Source organism: Paenibacillus taichungensis (genome assembly GCF_047302525.1).
Classification (GTDB): Bacteria; Bacillota; Bacilli; order Paenibacillales; family Paenibacillaceae; genus Paenibacillus; species Paenibacillus taichungensis_B.
The window spans coordinates 1,367,394-1,383,732 of sequence record NZ_CP168020.1 but is presented as its reverse complement, the minus strand read 5'-3'; the positions used below and the strand labels follow the sequence as shown (position 1 = coordinate 1,383,732).

The following is a 16,339-nucleotide window of genomic DNA, read 5'->3' as shown; positions in this document are numbered from 1 at the left end:
CCTGTATTCATGAACCCCGTCAGGGGTTGTCTGCTGAAATCCTCTTCGATATCCTTCCCGCAGACCTAGGCTCCATCAGGAGCCACAGCTTGAATATTATGTTATCTGATTCCGTTGCCTTCTTTGCGCTTACTTTCATTATCCTCTATAGTTTTCTTCCATCGCCTTCTTAAACACCTCGATGGGATACTCGTATTTTATAGCTTTATAGATGAATCGGTTATTCCAGTGATTTCTTTCTATTCCTTCAGCAAATTCTCGCTCTATGATTTTCATCGTATAGATAATTTCATTTAATGTTCCTATCATACTTCGATTATTAGTAGTTGTGATAATCATACCTTCATTTTCTTTGATATAACTGCTGAATTACTTTTCCTTCGATTTCCTCACTCATTAAATAATTTCTTAGTTCATTAACGAATAACTCTTCTACATTTTTTAATTCTGCCTTTTTAACTCCTTCGATCGTTAAACTTAATCTTGATAAGTCATTCATGAAGACGATTGTTTTTCTTCTATTCAAAGTGAACATATTGGCATGCCATGTATTTAACGGAACAGATATATCTGTTTTTTGTACTTTACAATCCATTTCTTTTAGCAGTTTTTGTGTCGCTCTTATAACGTACATTATTGTTCTATTCCTCTTCTCTGAAATGCCTCGGGCGACCTAGGAGGAGCGCAGCCCCGACGAAGCGTCACTTTGTTATCTGATGCCATCTGACCTCTTTGTATAACTTACGTTCACCTTGAATCTTCATTTAATTCTATTTCCAATTAATTGACTCCATCATTACTCATGTAATGCCTTAAGAATCTTTTCTTTCGTTTGACTTAATCGTTTTTCAGCACCATGAGGGTGTAAAGGTTCACCCCAGATGAATCCATCACCTTCGTACCTTGGAATGAGATGCATATGGTAATGGGTAAGGTCATTAAACTTTCCTCCATCTTGGCAAATTCTTATACCGTCAGGTTTAAACAAGTTCTTCAAAGCAATTGAAAGTTTTTTTGAAGCATCCATGATTGCATAAACAGTCTCTGACTCCATCTCGTCGATATCAAGATAATGCTTTTTGGGGAGGATTAGAGTATGTCCTTCATTAAAAGGAGCAATATCAAGCACACAAGTAATAAGTTCATTTTCGTAGACAATATTCAGATTGGGTTCAATACCGTTAGCGATTCTACATCCTAAACAATCCATGTACAGCTCACTCCATCATGAAGGGTATTTTTCATAGTTTTTAGTGTGTTGAAAGTTAAATATCATCCTAGCACATACTCTCGAACAATTCAGATTGTTTCAGATAACGTTCCTGTATTCACGACCCCGCCGAATGCTGGGGTGTCCGGCTCCTGCCGGACCGAGGGCGTATGCCCGATGCGTGAATATATTGTTAAGTAATGTCATCGAGCCCCTTTCCACACAATCATGCCCTTTAGATGTTTTAATTCTTGAATATAATTACTTTCTTCAAAATCAAGCTTTGCTTGGATAAAACTCCTTCTGACTCTGCAGTTTTAAACGAACAGCTTTAAGTTGATAATGAAAATAAAGTTGCACTCGGCTAAGTTTTTTTTGTCTCAGAGGTAGATACTGAAATAACTAAACTTCGAGTCCATCGCGGATAATGGTTTCTCCATGAGGCCATTGTTCAAAAGGAACGGCACTAGGAAGGATCATCGCAGGTCCAGTGTAGAGCTCAGGTTGGTAATGATTGTCGATCATTTTAACCTTCGAATCAAGAAGTCTCACCCAGCCACCGCTTTCATAAAAAGGGACGACTGCTTCACGGCAGGTCAAAAAAGCGTAAGGTATGTTTAAACTCTTGAAGACATTCGCAATCTGGTGCAATAATTTTCGGCCGACTCCCTTTCCCTGCAAATCGGATCTGATTCCGACCAGTCCAACGTCAGCTGTCAGTATACCGATTTCATTGGCCTCGGTTCGTAAAATCCGTCGTACAAAGCCTAAATGCGCAACTGCATGCTCCCCCTGATATCCAACAATACGTCCTTCCGGCTGTGCGCCTGACCAAGAACAGGCCTCCTTAAAACGGGCGGTATGAGCAGGATAGATATCGGCGAGCAGTCGAGTTAGCAGTCGATGATCACTCTCAGACAAGTCGGACTCCCAGTGGAGAACCCATCGCAGTTCATGTTCATATGTATTGGCGGCTATAATAGGCAAGTCAGATCCGAGAGAACCAGTCATTACGTAATCCCCCTTTTTATGAATACAAGGTTAATCATTACAATAAATCGGCCATATGTTTAAAGCATGCGGTTGTATACTTGTTCTATTTGCATTATTGTTATGCATCGTTCCTGACTTCCAGATATACTTAGACAAATTCTTTCATTTTATTTCTTTAATATTAAATGTCCCTACCCCTTTATCAATAAAGTTACCTTTTAGCCAGTCCACTTCTACAGAAATAGGAGTATTAGGTGGTAGTATTAGTTCAGATAATGTTATTTTTTCATTTTTGTCTAAATCGGATACTATAGTCTTAGAATCAGCTTTTACTATACTTTTTGATAATTTTTCTTTAGTATCAATTCGATAGTAAACTGTTACATCTTTAATTGGACTCTCCCCAGTATACTGAAATTCAAGATCATATACTTGTTGGTCCACTGAATCAACCTTTGGTAACATTATTACTTTCCAATCATTCAAATTATTCTGTTTAGAAAAATCAATATTGACTGAACGAAGCTTCGTATCCTTGTTATCTTGATCCCCTGAACATCCTGTTAATATGAAGAGTATAAATAGTACTAATACTGTAAGCTTTTTCACTTCTAAAAGCCCCCCCTATTTATTATGATTTTAGGAATTACGCATAACGTTCTTTTGTTCCTGACGTCGATTTCCCTCAGATAGCTCTTATCTTAGGGGAATCGATGTGTCTGCCTGTATCTGCTTCCTATGATATTCCTCAGGCGCCGAGCGGCGAAAGCTTCGAAGCGTGAATACTGTGTTATGCGCTATTACTGCCTTCTTCGAATTTCCATCAAAATCACTAAATTTCATATGTCTCTAGTTCTTTAAATAAATCAATTGGCTTTTTTAGTTTTTTGTAATCCGTTATTCTACTACTTATGAACTCTGGTATAAACCAAGTAGCGTGATATGCATTCATTACGTTCCTACTCGCTCCGTCTAGTTCATTTGAACCGCCATCACCAACAAATATACATTCGTTTGCTGTAATTCCCAACCGCGAGCAAACTAGTTCATATATTCTATTATCCGGCTTTGCAAATCCGACTTGATATGAAAAAATAACTTCATCCAAATATTGTGCTAACTCACTATATTTCCATGATTGTACTTCTTCTTCAGTGCAATTACTGATGAGACCTAGTTTAATATCTTTCTTTCTTAACACTTCTAATAATTCGATTATTTCTTGCAGAATATCCAAGAAGGGTACCGACTTCTCATGTACCCTTTCTCTGTACAATGCCCTTATGACTTTATCTTCATAAATTAAACTTTGCTTTTCAATTATGTCTTTTATCACTGAGAAATAATCAGGAAAAGCTCCTGTCATCCTTATTTCTTGACGATTATTCCATTCCTTACTGAATTCCTTATTAGAAAGACCAATCAGCTCTTGATAATCCCGCGAGATTCTACTAACTTTTCGTGATTCATTTGAATATTCTGTAATTAAGGTTTCATAAAGATCAAAAATTACAGCTCTAATTTTTGCCACATTCTTCACTCCTTTGAATAATCAATCGAAGATTTCTATTGCAGTAATTGCGCATAACGTTCAGGTATTCACGAACTTGCGCAGCAAGTTGTCACATGAATTCACTACCCTGACAAAAGCATCACAGTGATAAGGCGTATCCGCCGTGTGAATACTATGTTATCAGAAGTGACAACTACCTTGAATTACTTTCATTATCTCCAATTATTTAATTTTCTTTAAGATATATGTATTAATTTGCAGGGTATCATCATTAACATAGACTGGGTGGACCGATTCAGAACTATCACCAATTATTGATATATAATTGTATCCATCTTGATAATCCAACTCATAACCACCTGTAATTGTTGGAAATTCAATTGATCCGTCTCCAAGTATTGTTATTACGTTATCCTCTTCAAAATGCTCTGCAATTCTTAAACCTTCATATATTCTAATCATTCCATGTGTCGAAGTGAATTTTTCTAGATTAACCTGTTCGCTTGTTACTTTCCATTCACCAATTATTTGATCTATTGCAATTTGTTTTTCAGAACATCCTATTAATAATAGAAAAAATATCATTGCTGTACTCACAAATATTAATTTTACTTTCACAAATTCACACCTCGATTTTTTATAATTGTAATTTCTGATAACGTTCCTGTATTCACGACCCAGCGCATGCTGGGTGTCCGGCGAATGCCGGACCCAGGACGAATGTCCGCAGCGTATATTTTGTTATCTGAAGTTACTTCTGCTGTAATTAACTTACTTGCTGACTTTATCTTTGATTACGTTTTTCACTATACGATCTAACTCTCTCCAGCATTCGTTAATTTCATTTATAACAACTGTTATCTCGCTATCATGTTGAGTATGTCCTAATTGATTTCGGAGCCAAGTAAATCTCGTTTCTAATTCATCACTTCTTGTTTCAATTCCATCTCTCTTCACCATTCTTGTAGATTGTCTCTGATTAAATTCTTCATCAGGGTAATTTGAGATAATATAAGAATCTATATCTTTCTGTTTCTTTGCATCTATCATCACTATTAACAAGCTGTACAAAAACATGAATTTACCCAAATTATCATTATGGTTCATTGATTGTTTGTACAGGGTGTAATAGATATGATTCGCTTTTTCGTTTTTAGTCAATTCTACAAACTCATCAATCTGTTCTTGTCCAAAATCAGATAGTATACTAAACCTTCCTTGCATCCTAGCAACAATAGTTGAATTTGGTTTAATATTTTCTTTAAAAATGTAAGGATCGTTAATTTGACTTCCTTTCACAAAAACTAAGCTATTGATAATCTGCTTCACCTTATGGTTACCTAGCTCTTCGGCTTGATCGAATTCAATAGTTTCTTTGAAATAAACTGTTATTCTAACAAGACCACTTTTAGGTTGATCTCCTTCAGTTGAAAGTTGAATTTTTACCGCGGTAATTTCTCCCTGATCAAAATTAACAACTATTTCTTTATCGACAAAAGCTGTAGTTGAAGTACAAAGATATTCAATATATTTGGACATACAAATCACTCTCTTTCTTAATATCCTTTATGTAATTTCAGATAACGTTCCTGAATTCCTGACGTTCAAGCGGCTTAAGTCAACAAAGTTGCCGGGTCGATAGACTTAGCTGGTTGAATGTGTCGCCTGAATAAGCTTCTCCGATATCCCTCTTGGCGACCAAGAAACGTCAGCGACGATATAGGAATGTAATGTTATCCGATGTCTCTGCCTTCGTGATTTACTTGTATTAATACTTCCTTACCATACAGAAAGGCCTGTTCTGAAATCATTCTCGTCGGTTATGTATTTTATATTTGTATAGTCCTGTTTTTTTGCGTTAGAATACAGTCCTTCTACTAACTCGACATTCTTGCAATAGATTGTTGTATAAGAACTATCTACAACTAATAATGCCAATTCGCAGTTGCTTCTGAGAAAATCGTCGTAAGTTTTAATTTCAATTGGTTTACTATCTTTAGGAAAAGCTTTAAGGTCTTGGAATATTAAATAATAATCATTGTTCTTTATAACGTTTCTTAGTGTTTCACCTTCCATACATTCAATTAACCCTGAAAAAAGTGCATCCAGTTTGCCATCTAGTATAATGTATGACTCCTCCCCACCAATCCACCAATTATGATCTTCTACTTTAAACGGTTTTAATATATCTTCGAGAAATCTTCCATATTCATTTGGAATTTCAAAACTAATTCCTCTTATCATCTACTCTTCTCCTTATTCTTTTCCTGCAGAGATTTCGGATAACGTTCCTGTATTCACGATGTCCGACTTAGTCGGATGTGTCTGCTGGAACGCTTCCACGAAATTCATCCAGCAGACCAAGGCTCTGTTAAGAGCCGCTGCTTGAATATTATGTTATACGAACCACTTCGCATCATTGAACTGCATTCAAAATCTCAATTACTAAAATAGCTTCTTCTTTATAACCTTCAAGGTCGTTTAATTTAATCCATTCAGGTTCATCATGTCTAAATTGATAGAATCTAATTACCACATCTTCTCCTTCAATTGTAGAACTTAAAATTAAAATAAAGTCTTTTTCAGAGTAGTTCAACTTTATATTCTCTTTCCAATTCGAAATGAGTTTTATTCCAGTCCTTAAATCCTCTATGTGGTAATGATTAATTGAGGCTTCTAAATCCGTTCGATCTTGATAAATGGTTTCTTCAATAGAATCTGTCTCTCTTAAACTTGAAGCATCAACTACAATGCAATTGTCCCATTCATGAAAAGTAGGGTTAAATAAATTCGAACTGATCGATTCGTTTGATTGAGCAAGCTCATTCAATAAATTTCTCATCGCCTTATTTGTTTTCATGTTTTTCCTGCTTTCGAAGTGTTTCGTATAACGTTCCTGTATTTACGACCCGACGCATGTCGGGTGGCCGGCGAATGTCGGGCCAAGGACGAATGTCCGCAGCGTGAATATTATGTTATCTGATGCCGGTGTCTTCTTTGAATCCGCCTACAAATTAGACTCTAATTATAGGATCTTTTATAGAAACAATATCAACAATATGATTTAATCCGGCTACCCCATAATGTTTATAAGGACCCGGGTAATCCTCTGTTGCAAAAGTAGACAACCTTATAAAATCCAAATATCTTGATCTTTCAAATATTCTAAATATCTTGCCTTCAAATTCTTCATATGTATCCCAGCTTGTATAACTTTCATTTCTAATAGAAAAACCAATATACGAGTCAAATTGAATTTCGATTATTGGAAATCGATCATCGTCTTGAATGATCATTGAACTTCCTTGGGTGTTAATCAGATCTAAATAAGGCCATTCGTTTGTTTCTTTATGAATTCTAAAACGTAGAATGAGTTTCAGGTCTGGAGTATCTTTATAATCAACTAAATCAACATTAACTAAGTCTTTTAATTGGTTGTAATTCATCGTTTTTTCAGCCCCTTATTGGTTTCACCGGTTTCAGATAACGTTTGTGTATCTACGAACCCGAGAGGCTTAAAGCGCGCACGCGCCGGGTCCAACGGACTTAGCCTCGTAGGGTTGAGCTGACTACTCCATCTTGCGAACCAAGGGCAGAGCCCGCAGCGTAGATAATGTGTTATATGATGGATCGGGCATCTTGAACTACTTCCACAACTTTGTATTTATTCATTGTGTTAATCAGTAAAATTTATGCATAATAACCGCCTTCTAATAAATAAGTTCTTGTCTCTTTATAGTGTTTATAGATTTTACTAAATGCCCTGTTTGCTTTTTGCTGGTAATCTATATCACTTATGCATGGTTTAATTACTTTCACTACTTCCCTCATATCCGTATCACTTGGAATCTCGCCTGATATTAATTTTTCTAAATCTAGTTCAAATAATCCCTCAAAGTTTTCTGAACAATCCCCATACGCATATACTGCTTTGTTATCATCCATTCTATATAACTTGAATTTAATACAGATTGCCACAGAATTCATCCTCTATTTCTTTAATTTTATTGAATTACTTGTTTTTCCGATCTTTCATATAACGTTGTTGTATTCACGACGTCCTTCTACCTTAAGCCCGAAGGGCGGCCGCGATGCGGTTAGGTGGAGGGATGTGTCCGGCTGAATTCGCTACCTCGCTACTGAAATGCCCCTCCGAATCCACATCTAACTTCGGCCGGACCGAGGGGCGGATGCCCCGAAGCTTGAATATGGTGTTATCAGATGTCATATGCCCTCTCCGAATTATCTTATATACTTCAATAGTCATTATTCAGGTCTTTCTTTAGAATATCCATAAGTATCCCTGTAATGTTTTCTTTCCTCGGTGAAATCCCACCATTGGTTCCCACAGTAACTATTATTAGCGCAATATATAACGAATCTAAATTGATCTTCAACACAAGGATCAATTCTTTCCCCATACAAATGTTCTAAATCATCAAATAATCTGGCGCCATCTTTATCTCTTATTTCATTCAATGAATAATAACCTAACATTAATAAATCCTTTGCAAATTTAGGTCCAATTGAAGGTAAACTTTGAAACTCAGATAAAGCCTTTATTTCCTTGGCTCTATTTTCTGAAACATTCATAATTAAGCAAATCTCGTTATTTGTTAATTTATAAATTTCACTAATTAGTATTTTATTTTTTCTTAACTCCTTTCTCTCTTGAGTAGTTAATTCTAGTATTGGAGTCTTGTTCTTTTTCATTCTCTTACTCCTTTTAGAGGCTTCTATACTTGCAAATGATTTCTGATAACACTCCTGTATTCACGACCCAGCGTATGCTGGGTGTCAGGCGAATGCCGGACCAAGGACGTATGTCCGCCGCGTGAATACTATGTTATCAGATTTTTATGCTTTTCTGATTGCTCAGAAATTTCAGTTTGAATAGTTGTTACTATTCTTCTGCCCATTATGTTTAACAAATGTATTTCTTCGCTAAATTCAAATTCCGAAGTATTTATTGGTTTCCCTATACTGTTTCTAGACTTTTGCTCGTGAGTCAACATCTCAAACAATTCCTTATTCACAAGGCTTTGATTGTGAACAATGCAATTCCTCTTAATAAATATGACTTTAGCTGCCCTACTTTCTGAGCTAAATCCAAATTTAACTTTATAGTGTTCTTCCAAATCTGTGATTTGTTTTTCTAGAGAGCGAAATACATAACTTTTAATTTCTTGAACAATTAAGTCTTCTTTAAGTTCATTAAAATCGTTAAATTTAAATACATCTTGTAGCTTCATTTGTTTTTGAGAGTTATTTATATGTTCTGGATAGCTTTTTAGATAGTATTCAAATAATTCAATTAGAAAAGATTCGAAGGCCGAGCAGAGATTTATTATCAACAAGTTAATTAGCATTTTTGTCTTTTCCTTGTTGCTAGTTATCATATGAATACATTCATTGACTTCTACTTCAGTTGCTAAAAAGCCATCATCCTTCCTACCAAAAATAAATTTATTTTCTTCGTTTTTATACTTTGACTCTAAAGAAACGCTATCATATTTGTTTTTTTCTATTTGAGTATTTGCTAATTCGTTTTCTAGAAGAGATGACATATAATAATTCCTCAAAATAGTAAGCTTATTAAAAAATGAGTCCTTTATTTCTAAGATAGTTTTCAAGTTAATTCTCCTTTTATCAATGTATAAATTTCTGATAACGTTGCTGCATTTCTGACATTCAAGTGGCTTAAGGTGCAATGCACCGGGTCGTCAGACTTAGCCGGTTGGATGTGTCGCCTGATTCACTTCTCAGAAAATCCCTCTTGGCGACCAAGGAGCGTAGGCGACGATGCAGAAATGTTTTGTTAGGCGATGCGGACAGTTATACCCGAAAAATTCCTGACTTCAGTCTTACGATCTCATAATTATTAGATCTTATATATTCCCATACCGGTTCTCTAAATACTTTATAAGAACTTAGTACTTTACTCTTCGGATCTATAGTACATATTCGTTGATTTTCCATATCACAGACGTAAAGAAGTTCATCGTAAAAGTATATACTTTCAGGTAAGTTAAATAAGGTTCCTTCAATGTCTCCTATAGAATACAATTCTTTGTATGTTTTAAGGTTATAACACATTATTGTATTGCTTGTTGGGTAAGCAACCCAAATCAGATCCTCAGAAACAGCAAAACCATAGACTGTATCAAACATATCTTGATGGATAAATTCTAAATTTCCGTTACTATCAAACTTATGAATGTCTGATTGTTGATAGTGTGATACATAGACGGAGCCATCTAATGACCTGCATGAATCAGTTATATTATCCTGAAAGTAATTCATAATTTCAACATAGTATGGACCATACTTATGATAAAAGTATTCTTGTTTAGAAATAGTATTCACCTGTGAATTGGACCACTTGGCATAACCGAGATCCTCACCTTTTTCACCCATTAGGTGAAAATAAACCTCTTCTTCATCCTCGAATATTCCCCAGCCTCTTCTATGTATTAACTGCATTATATTCCTTCTTCCTTAAGCTCAGTTTCGCCTAACGTTCTCAGTGTTCACGAACCCGAGAATCCTAAAGGAGCGAAGCGGTTAGGTTCGCAGTGTTGTCCGTCTGATATCACTTCCCGAAATGCCTCTGGCGGACCAAGGAGCCGTCAGGCTCTGAAGCGTGAATATAATGTTATAAGATGTTGGTGCCTTCCTGAACTAATACTGTCACTGTCACTTATTGTTTATCCAATTTGGAATATGGTGTTTGAAATATTGTCCTATCTTCGTCAGTTCATTCATAACATAATTTATTTTTTGCTCATCCAAAAACCAGTTATCTCTTGTGGTACCAGTCTTGTCTGTTACCGAGCATACATAAAATTCTACCTCACTAGGAAATTCAACCTGATATGTAAGTAAAGCTCGTCTAGCAAAATAAGATTTGCAAACTAATATTGCTTTCCTTGGATTGATCCCCAGTTGTTGAAGAGACTCCCATGAATATCTTGCATTCTCAAACGTATTTGTCGCTTTATCTTCACGTAAGATTGAACTTTCTGGTACACCCAAATTTAATCCTACGTCTCTAAGAAACTCCCATTCAGTAGAGGAAACATTTGGAGTTGATCCTCCTGATGGGAGAATATAAGGAGCCAAACCCTGATGGTATAATTCTGCAGCTCTCTCCATTAGTTGAGGATGACTACCACCAGGTATTAGTATTACATCAGACGTTTCAATAGCAGTTTCAAAAAACATAAACTCGGAAATACAATCAAAAGGATAAGGCAAGTCGTTCATCCTCCCTTTTATTTTCATAGTTTGCACCAATTTCTTATAACGTTTCTGTATTCATGAACCCCAAATGGGTTGTCTGCCGAAATTCCTCTCCGAAATCCATCCTGCAGACCAAGGCTCCGTTAGGAGCAGTTGCTTGAATATTATGTTATACGACGGAATCAATTCTTCGAGTTAACCAACATCCTCTTATATTCTATTCTTTCATTAGTCTGTTAGATGTTCCAAAAGATCTCCAGGCTGGCATTCCAATGCCGTACATAATTTATCAATTACTTCTAAAGATACATACTCATTCGTGTTGAGCTTAGCCATGGTTGCCGATGAAATCCCCGTCATTTTCAATAAATCTTGTTTCTTAATCTCCCTGTCAATCAATAATTTTTGAAATGGTTTATAACTTATCATCTGGTACTCCTTCGTATCCGAATTGAATTTTTCTTTAATTATATGAAAATATATTTCCCTAATCAAAAATATCTTTGATATGTATTGACTATAGTTTTCATTATGATAAAATAATATTCAACAAGTTGAACTTTTGTTCGTAAAATAAAACATAACGGACGGTGATCATTATGCACAATTCTTTAGAAATCTTACTTGATTCGTTGATTCGTAATCGAATTGAAGCCTTATATAGCGATCTTCTCAAGAACAACACCAGCTATAATCAATTCTCATCTGATCGAAATCTTTACTTCAAACAGTTACATGAACTTCTACCTCAGGATATGCATAAAACTCTATTTCTTTACGATGATGCAGACCTCTCAGTTCAAACAATCCTAGAACCTGAAATCTACTTGCAAGGTTTTAAGGATGCTCTTCAATTACATAATGAATTAAATATAACTTCTACTTGAGAGCCAAACGGCTCTCTTTTCACTTAATTCTGTCGTATAACGTTCGTGTATTCACGACGTCCCAGCGACTTAAGGCAGCGAATCTGCCGGCTGCGCGAAAGCGCAGTTAGTCGTTGGGATGTGTCCGGCTGACTTTGCTTCCCTGCTACTGCCATTGTCTCCCCGAATCCACATCTAACTTCTGCCGGACCGAGGGGCGCATGCCCCGATGCGTGAATATGCTGTTATATGACGAACCAGACTTCTTCGAGTTACTTTCAATCTGCCTTTCTGTTTCTATTTCCACTCTATTAATGTGTATTTTCAGTAAAGGATTTTATAAACCGTTACATACTTATTTGTTACCGAGTTGTTCCGCTAAACCGATTAGAAGTCCTTCGATTCCACGAATGTAGCATAGCCGATACGAGTCCTCGTACTGAACCACTTCGCCAACGAGCTGAGCACCATACTTAGTTAGTCTGGATACCATTTCGTCAATGTCTTGAACTGTAAACATGACTCGTAGATAACCGAGGGAGTTTACAGGAGCAGTCCGGTGATCTGATATAGTAGGTGGGTTGAGAAATCTCGAAAGTTCAAGTCGGCTGTGGCCATCTGGGGTAACCATCATAGCATTCTCTACGCACTGAGAACCTAGTCCGGTTACGCGACCAGCCCATTCACCTTCGACAGTGGCTCGCCCTTCGAGATTCAAGCCAATCTCCTCGAAGAAAGAGATTGCGTCATCAAGGGATTCTACAACGATGCCGACATTGTCCATTCTTAGTAATTTGTTTTTTGTCATAGTATTATCTCCTCGTGTACAAATTTACTACCTGATTATCTTCAATATTATTAAAATCAAGAAAATTGGGTTTTCGGGTATGTCATATAACATCTTATTTATGTACTTCGTAAATACCACAGATCCTCTCTGATATGTGAACTACGTATATGATAACCTATGCTGTGGTATTTGCGAAGAAAAATTTGGTTAAAAAGGGAGGTTTATTGAAGTACTCAATCTCTCAGATCCATACGATCCAGTGGGCTCTGAATACGCTGAATATTTTTCGTACTAACATGCGTATATCGCTGAGTTGTTCGTGCACTCGTATGACTAAGGAGCTCCTGAATATAGCGCAGGTCTGTTCCGTTTTCCAACAAATGAGTAGCGAAAGAGTGCCTCAATACATGAATACTAACCTTTCTCACAATGCCTGCGCGTTGTCTAGCTTCTTCAAAAACCTTCTGCACACTCCGCTCCGTAAGATGCCGATCAGAAGATTGCCCTGGAAAGAGCCAACGAGTTGGTCTATATTCAGTGACGTATTTTGCACCATATCCCACGCTAGACTCGATAGGATCGTTCTCCGATCCTTTTGCCCCTTCCCCTGTCTCACGATGAGTGTTTGCCTTTCAATATCAAGATCGCTGCACCGTAAACGCACAACTTCACTTACACGAAGTCCAGAAGAATAGGTGAAACAATATGGCCTTATGTTTAGGGTTGGTTACGGATTTGAGCAATTGAGCGACTTCCTTTTCCGACAATACTTGCGGAAGCTTGGTCTGCTTCTTGGGACGAATATACTGGATTTCCGTAGGGTGATGGAGTACATGTTTGCAATAGAAGCGGAGCGCGCTAATCGTCTGATTCACGCTTGAATGGGAGATCCCTCGCTCAAGCAAGTCTAGACAATACGTCTGTACATTAGATGTCTTGACATCCGTTTTTTCAAAAGGAATATGTTTCAGAAAACGTTCGACCTGATTACAATACGCTTTAATTGTTTTGCGGCTGTATCCTCGTAACTTTAGTGCCTTCTGCAATGGTTCTTTGCTCCATGAGTTATTGTTTCCTCTACTCGCTTTCCATCGCTGTAGATCTTCGCTCTCAATCCATAACTCCGGGGTAATATGAACATCATTTGGATCGAACTGGCTTATGAACTCCTGTACAGCATCAATAGTGTAAGGGATGATCCACACTTTCAGTTGGGGCTCCCAACGTCTGCCCGTAATCTGGCGAATACACTGAACATATGCGAGGTTGTATGGGATGCGAATGTGCAGTGAATCAGTGGAACCTACCGTTATAGTTATCGTTTCCTTGGTTGTAGCCTTATTAGTCATCTGAAGCTCTCCTTTGCTTGAAGTTGTTATACCTGAAAAACAAAAAAAGGAAGGCCACTCTTCATCCCATAAGGAATCAGACGACCTTCCGATGCTTTCGGAACATATATGTTTTGATAAAAGGTGAAGCGGAGCGCGGCTTCTGCAGTGGCGAGCCGCGTAAGGGTAAGGTGCTGCGCCCAATGGGGCAGCACCTCACGGGATTGCACCGCCTCCATAACCGCGGTGCTCAACGTTGTAGCACCAGATCGGCAAAGCCATGGTGCTTCCCCCACTGCATGCAGCCATCGGCCATGCAGCTCCCCAATGCCGCTACACCTACATGGCAGCGGCTTCTTCTCCCAGCGGCAGCGTGTAATACTGCGCCTGCTGCCCTTCATGCTGCTGGTACACCACGACCAGCAGCGTCCGGCCTTTCGCGGCAAGCGGGCTGGCGCCAGCTAGCACACGCTCAAGCCGGAACGGAAGCACATCCAGTACGGTGTGCTTCTGCAGTTCCTTTTCGCCGAGACCGAGGTCGGCGAAAGCACGGGCACCCATGACCGTCTGTGCGGTCATGGCCGAGGTCATCGGCAACGCACGCGAAGCGTTGCCGTCCACCCCGTCCGCCGCTACATCCCCGGCGGACCCAATCGCATCGCTGCCGATTACACCCGCGGCATCCGCGGCAGAGTCTTCCCCGGCAGCAGCCGGATTTTCCCCAGCGGCAATCGCACTCGTACCGCTGCTTTCCAGCCACGCCGTGCCTGTGGCACCGGCAATACGCGGCAGGCGAACGTCTTCCGGACGTTCAGCCAACGTTTTCATATAACCCGCCCACTGGTCTTTCTGGAGCGGATCTTCCCACCAGATTTTGCGTGGTTTGTACTTGTGGCCGAGGAAGTAATCCAGCTTCATCAGGCCAAGCACGATATCCATATGCGGCGTGTTACGCGACTCTAGGAAACCGTGCAGACGAGTGAACAGATCCTCCAGCTGGTGACCGATCTTCTGCCAGCCCTGACCCTCCCAGTAATCCCCGAACGCCTGGAAGAAATCAAATGGCGAATCGAACTCCTGCTCCATCAGATACTTCAGCGTATGGTCCATTCGGTGTGCGTTCCAGTATTTCTCCAGCACATCCTCCAGCCGCTTCAGGCGCACGATGTCACTGAACGGCAGCACATCACTGCCCAGAATCTCATACGGCGCGTGATCCATATACGTATAGTTGTACTTCTCCGCATCCAGACGCAGACCCGTACCGCGCAGCATTTTGAGGAATCCAAGCTGAAGCTCTTCCGGCCCCAATGCAAACACATCGTTAAACGTCTTGCGGAACGTATTGTAATCTTCCTCCGGCAGTCCGGCGATGAGATCCAGATGCTGGTCGATTTTGCCGCTGGCTTTCACCTTGTTTACGGTACGACTCAGCTTCGAGAAGTTCTGGCGGCGTTTCACCAGTTCATTCGTTGGATCATTCGTGGACTGAACCCCAATCTCGAACCGGAATGTGCCTGGCGGCGCATTCTCTGCCAGATAGTCCAGTACCTCGGGACGCATAATATCAGCCGTAATTTCAAACTGGAATACCGTCCCCTGATGATTCTCGATCAGGAATTTGAACATTTCGAGCGCATAATCCCGCTTGATGTTAAATGTCCGGTCCACAAACTTGATCAGCTTCGCACCCTTCTCAATCAGGTACAGAATGTCCGACTTTGTCCGCTCAATATCGTAATACCGCACGCCGACCTCAATACTGGACAGACAGAACTGACAACTGAACGGACAGCCCCGACTGGTTTCAAAATATACAACCCGTTTCCCGAGCTCCGGGATATCCTCTTCAAAACGGTGCGGTGACGGCAAATCATTCAGATCAGCTTTTGGCCGTCCCGGCATGAGAATGACTTCTTCCCCTTTGCGATACGCCAGTCCATAGACGAAGTGGAACTTCTTGTCCCCCTCCAGCTCCGTCAAAAGTTGATGCAGCGTCTCTTCCCCTTCACCCATCACGATGAAATCGACATTGGGAATCCGGTTCATCCAATATTCCGTGTCGTAGGACACTTCCGGCCCGCCCAACAGAATTTTCACCTCAGGCATAACCTTTTTCAAAATATCAATGACCTTGATCGTCTCTTCAATGTTCCAGATGTAACACGAGAACCCGATCATGTCAGCGCCGCGCTGATACAGATCGGATACGATATTCATGACCGGGTCCTTAATCGTATACTCGGCCAGCTCAATATCAAAATCCTTCTCACTGTACGCCTTCAGACACCGCAAGGCCAAAGAGGTATGGATGTACTTTGCATTTAATGTAGAGAGAATAACTTTCATGGTTCACAACCTTTGTCTGGACCACCAGACTATATTTTTCATTTCAAA

General features: G+C 39.4%; 23 protein-coding genes and 1 pseudogene. 1 reads left to right on the top strand and 23 read right to left on the bottom strand.

Annotation, left to right across the window (positions count from 1 at the left end; all coding sequences use genetic code 11):
* Nucleotides 1-138: 138 nt before the first annotated feature.
* The 17 genes from ACDJ58_RS06290 to ACDJ58_RS06210 all read right to left on the bottom strand — a co-directional run bounded on the left by ACDJ58_RS06290 (nucleotide 139) and on the right by ACDJ58_RS06210 (nucleotide 11,387).
* A complete protein-coding gene (locus ACDJ58_RS06290; RefSeq protein WP_413379525.1) occupies nucleotides 139-309 on the bottom strand; it encodes a hypothetical protein in 171 nt (56 codons plus the stop codon).
* 34 nt (nucleotides 310-343) lie between these two features.
* On the bottom strand, nucleotides 344-634 hold the full coding sequence (locus ACDJ58_RS06285; protein ID WP_413376386.1) for a DUF6933 domain-containing protein: 291 nt from the start codon (nucleotides 632-634) through the stop codon (nucleotides 344-346).
* Between the two features lie 162 nt (nucleotides 635-796).
* Nucleotides 797-1,210 (bottom strand): HIT family protein, encoded by a 414-nt coding sequence (locus tag ACDJ58_RS06280; protein ID WP_413376384.1) that lies wholly within the window; start codon nucleotides 1,208-1,210, stop codon nucleotides 797-799.
* Between the two features lie 402 nt (nucleotides 1,211-1,612).
* On the bottom strand, nucleotides 1,613-2,221 hold the full coding sequence (locus ACDJ58_RS06275) for a GNAT family N-acetyltransferase (RefSeq protein ID WP_413376382.1): 609 nt from the start codon (nucleotides 2,219-2,221) through the stop codon (nucleotides 1,613-1,615).
* Nucleotides 2,222-2,365: 144 nt separating this feature from the next.
* The gene (locus ACDJ58_RS06270) at nucleotides 2,366-2,812 is read right to left on the bottom strand and encodes a hypothetical protein (protein WP_413376380.1); all 447 of its coding nucleotides are present in this window, start codon (nucleotides 2,810-2,812) and stop codon (nucleotides 2,366-2,368) included.
* A gap of 223 nt (nucleotides 2,813-3,035) precedes the next feature.
* Nucleotides 3,036-3,734, bottom strand: a complete 699-nt coding sequence (locus ACDJ58_RS06265; protein ID WP_413376378.1) for an HAD family hydrolase — start codon at nucleotides 3,732-3,734, stop codon at nucleotides 3,036-3,038.
* A gap of 204 nt (nucleotides 3,735-3,938) precedes the next feature.
* The gene (locus tag ACDJ58_RS06260; RefSeq protein WP_413376376.1) at nucleotides 3,939-4,334 is read right to left on the bottom strand and encodes a hypothetical protein; all 396 of its coding nucleotides are present in this window, start codon (nucleotides 4,332-4,334) and stop codon (nucleotides 3,939-3,941) included.
* Nucleotides 4,335-4,487: 153 nt separating this feature from the next.
* Entirely contained in the window at nucleotides 4,488-5,255 is a 768-nt protein-coding gene (locus ACDJ58_RS06255) for a hypothetical protein (protein WP_413376374.1), read from the bottom strand.
* 240 nt (nucleotides 5,256-5,495) lie between these two features.
* Nucleotides 5,496-5,960 carry a DUF2691 family protein gene (locus tag ACDJ58_RS06250; protein ID WP_413376372.1) on the bottom strand — a complete coding sequence of 155 codons (465 nt, stop codon included), beginning with the start codon at nucleotides 5,958-5,960 and terminating at the stop codon, nucleotides 5,496-5,498.
* Nucleotides 5,961-6,132: 172 nt separating this feature from the next.
* Nucleotides 6,133-6,576, bottom strand: coding sequence for a hypothetical protein (locus tag ACDJ58_RS06245; RefSeq protein ID WP_413376370.1), 444 nt, complete (start codon nucleotides 6,574-6,576; stop codon nucleotides 6,133-6,135).
* A 154-nt stretch (nucleotides 6,577-6,730) separates the two neighbouring features.
* Nucleotides 6,731-7,162, bottom strand: coding sequence for a hypothetical protein (locus ACDJ58_RS06240; protein WP_413376368.1), 432 nt, complete (start codon nucleotides 7,160-7,162; stop codon nucleotides 6,731-6,733).
* Between the two features lie 244 nt (nucleotides 7,163-7,406).
* A complete protein-coding gene (locus ACDJ58_RS06235; protein ID WP_413376366.1) occupies nucleotides 7,407-7,703 on the bottom strand; it encodes a hypothetical protein in 297 nt (98 codons plus the stop codon).
* 279 nt (nucleotides 7,704-7,982) lie between these two features.
* Nucleotides 7,983-8,429, bottom strand: a complete 447-nt coding sequence (locus ACDJ58_RS06230; protein WP_062330028.1) for a helix-hairpin-helix domain-containing protein — start codon at nucleotides 8,427-8,429, stop codon at nucleotides 7,983-7,985.
* 128 nt (nucleotides 8,430-8,557) lie between these two features.
* Complete coding sequence (locus ACDJ58_RS06225; RefSeq protein WP_413376364.1) at nucleotides 8,558-9,349, bottom strand: hypothetical protein; 792 nt, start codon at nucleotides 9,347-9,349, stop codon at nucleotides 8,558-8,560.
* A gap of 202 nt (nucleotides 9,350-9,551) precedes the next feature.
* Nucleotides 9,552-10,199 carry a hypothetical protein gene (locus ACDJ58_RS06220; RefSeq protein WP_413376362.1) on the bottom strand — a complete coding sequence of 216 codons (648 nt, stop codon included), beginning with the start codon at nucleotides 10,197-10,199 and terminating at the stop codon, nucleotides 9,552-9,554.
* 213 nt (nucleotides 10,200-10,412) lie between these two features.
* The gene (locus tag ACDJ58_RS06215) at nucleotides 10,413-10,973 is read right to left on the bottom strand and encodes a YdcF family protein (RefSeq protein ID WP_413379522.1); all 561 of its coding nucleotides are present in this window, start codon (nucleotides 10,971-10,973) and stop codon (nucleotides 10,413-10,415) included.
* A 213-nt stretch (nucleotides 10,974-11,186) separates the two neighbouring features.
* Nucleotides 11,187-11,387 carry a helix-turn-helix domain-containing protein gene (locus tag ACDJ58_RS06210; RefSeq protein ID WP_413376360.1) on the bottom strand — a complete coding sequence of 67 codons (201 nt, stop codon included), beginning with the start codon at nucleotides 11,385-11,387 and terminating at the stop codon, nucleotides 11,187-11,189.
* 170 nt (nucleotides 11,388-11,557) lie between these two features.
* Between ACDJ58_RS06210 and ACDJ58_RS06205 the strand changes: the two genes are divergently transcribed.
* Nucleotides 11,558-11,845 (top strand): hypothetical protein, encoded by a 288-nt coding sequence (locus ACDJ58_RS06205; RefSeq protein WP_413376358.1) that lies wholly within the window; start codon nucleotides 11,558-11,560, stop codon nucleotides 11,843-11,845.
* Between the two features lie 334 nt (nucleotides 11,846-12,179).
* Here ACDJ58_RS06205 and ACDJ58_RS06200 read toward each other — a convergent pair whose 3' ends face one another.
* From ACDJ58_RS06200 to ACDJ58_RS06175, 6 genes and pseudogenes are all read right to left on the bottom strand, one after another.
* Complete coding sequence (locus ACDJ58_RS06200; protein WP_413376356.1) at nucleotides 12,180-12,632, bottom strand: VOC family protein; 453 nt, start codon at nucleotides 12,630-12,632, stop codon at nucleotides 12,180-12,182.
* A 215-nt stretch (nucleotides 12,633-12,847) separates the two neighbouring features.
* Nucleotides 12,848-13,177: a tyrosine-type recombinase/integrase gene (locus tag ACDJ58_RS06195; protein WP_413376354.1), complete on the bottom strand. Its 330-nt coding sequence runs from the start codon at nucleotides 13,175-13,177 to the stop codon at nucleotides 12,848-12,850.
* Nucleotides 13,178-13,212: 35 nt separating this feature from the next.
* Nucleotides 13,213-13,278 (bottom strand): annotated as a pseudogene (locus ACDJ58_RS06190) (hypothetical protein); the annotation flags it as partial.
* 4 nt (nucleotides 13,279-13,282) lie between these two features.
* Entirely contained in the window at nucleotides 13,283-13,963 is a 681-nt protein-coding gene (locus tag ACDJ58_RS06185; RefSeq protein WP_413376352.1) for a tyrosine-type recombinase/integrase, read from the bottom strand.
* 26 nt (nucleotides 13,964-13,989) lie between these two features.
* Nucleotides 13,990-14,343, bottom strand: a complete 354-nt coding sequence (locus tag ACDJ58_RS06180) for a hypothetical protein (protein ID WP_413376350.1) — start codon at nucleotides 14,341-14,343, stop codon at nucleotides 13,990-13,992.
* The gene (locus ACDJ58_RS06175) at nucleotides 14,282-16,291 is read right to left on the bottom strand and encodes a B12-binding domain-containing radical SAM protein (RefSeq protein WP_413376348.1); all 2,010 of its coding nucleotides are present in this window, start codon (nucleotides 16,289-16,291) and stop codon (nucleotides 14,282-14,284) included. The genes ACDJ58_RS06180 and ACDJ58_RS06175 overlap by 62 nt, the downstream gene beginning before the upstream one ends.
* Nucleotides 16,292-16,339: the final 48 nt, after the last annotated feature.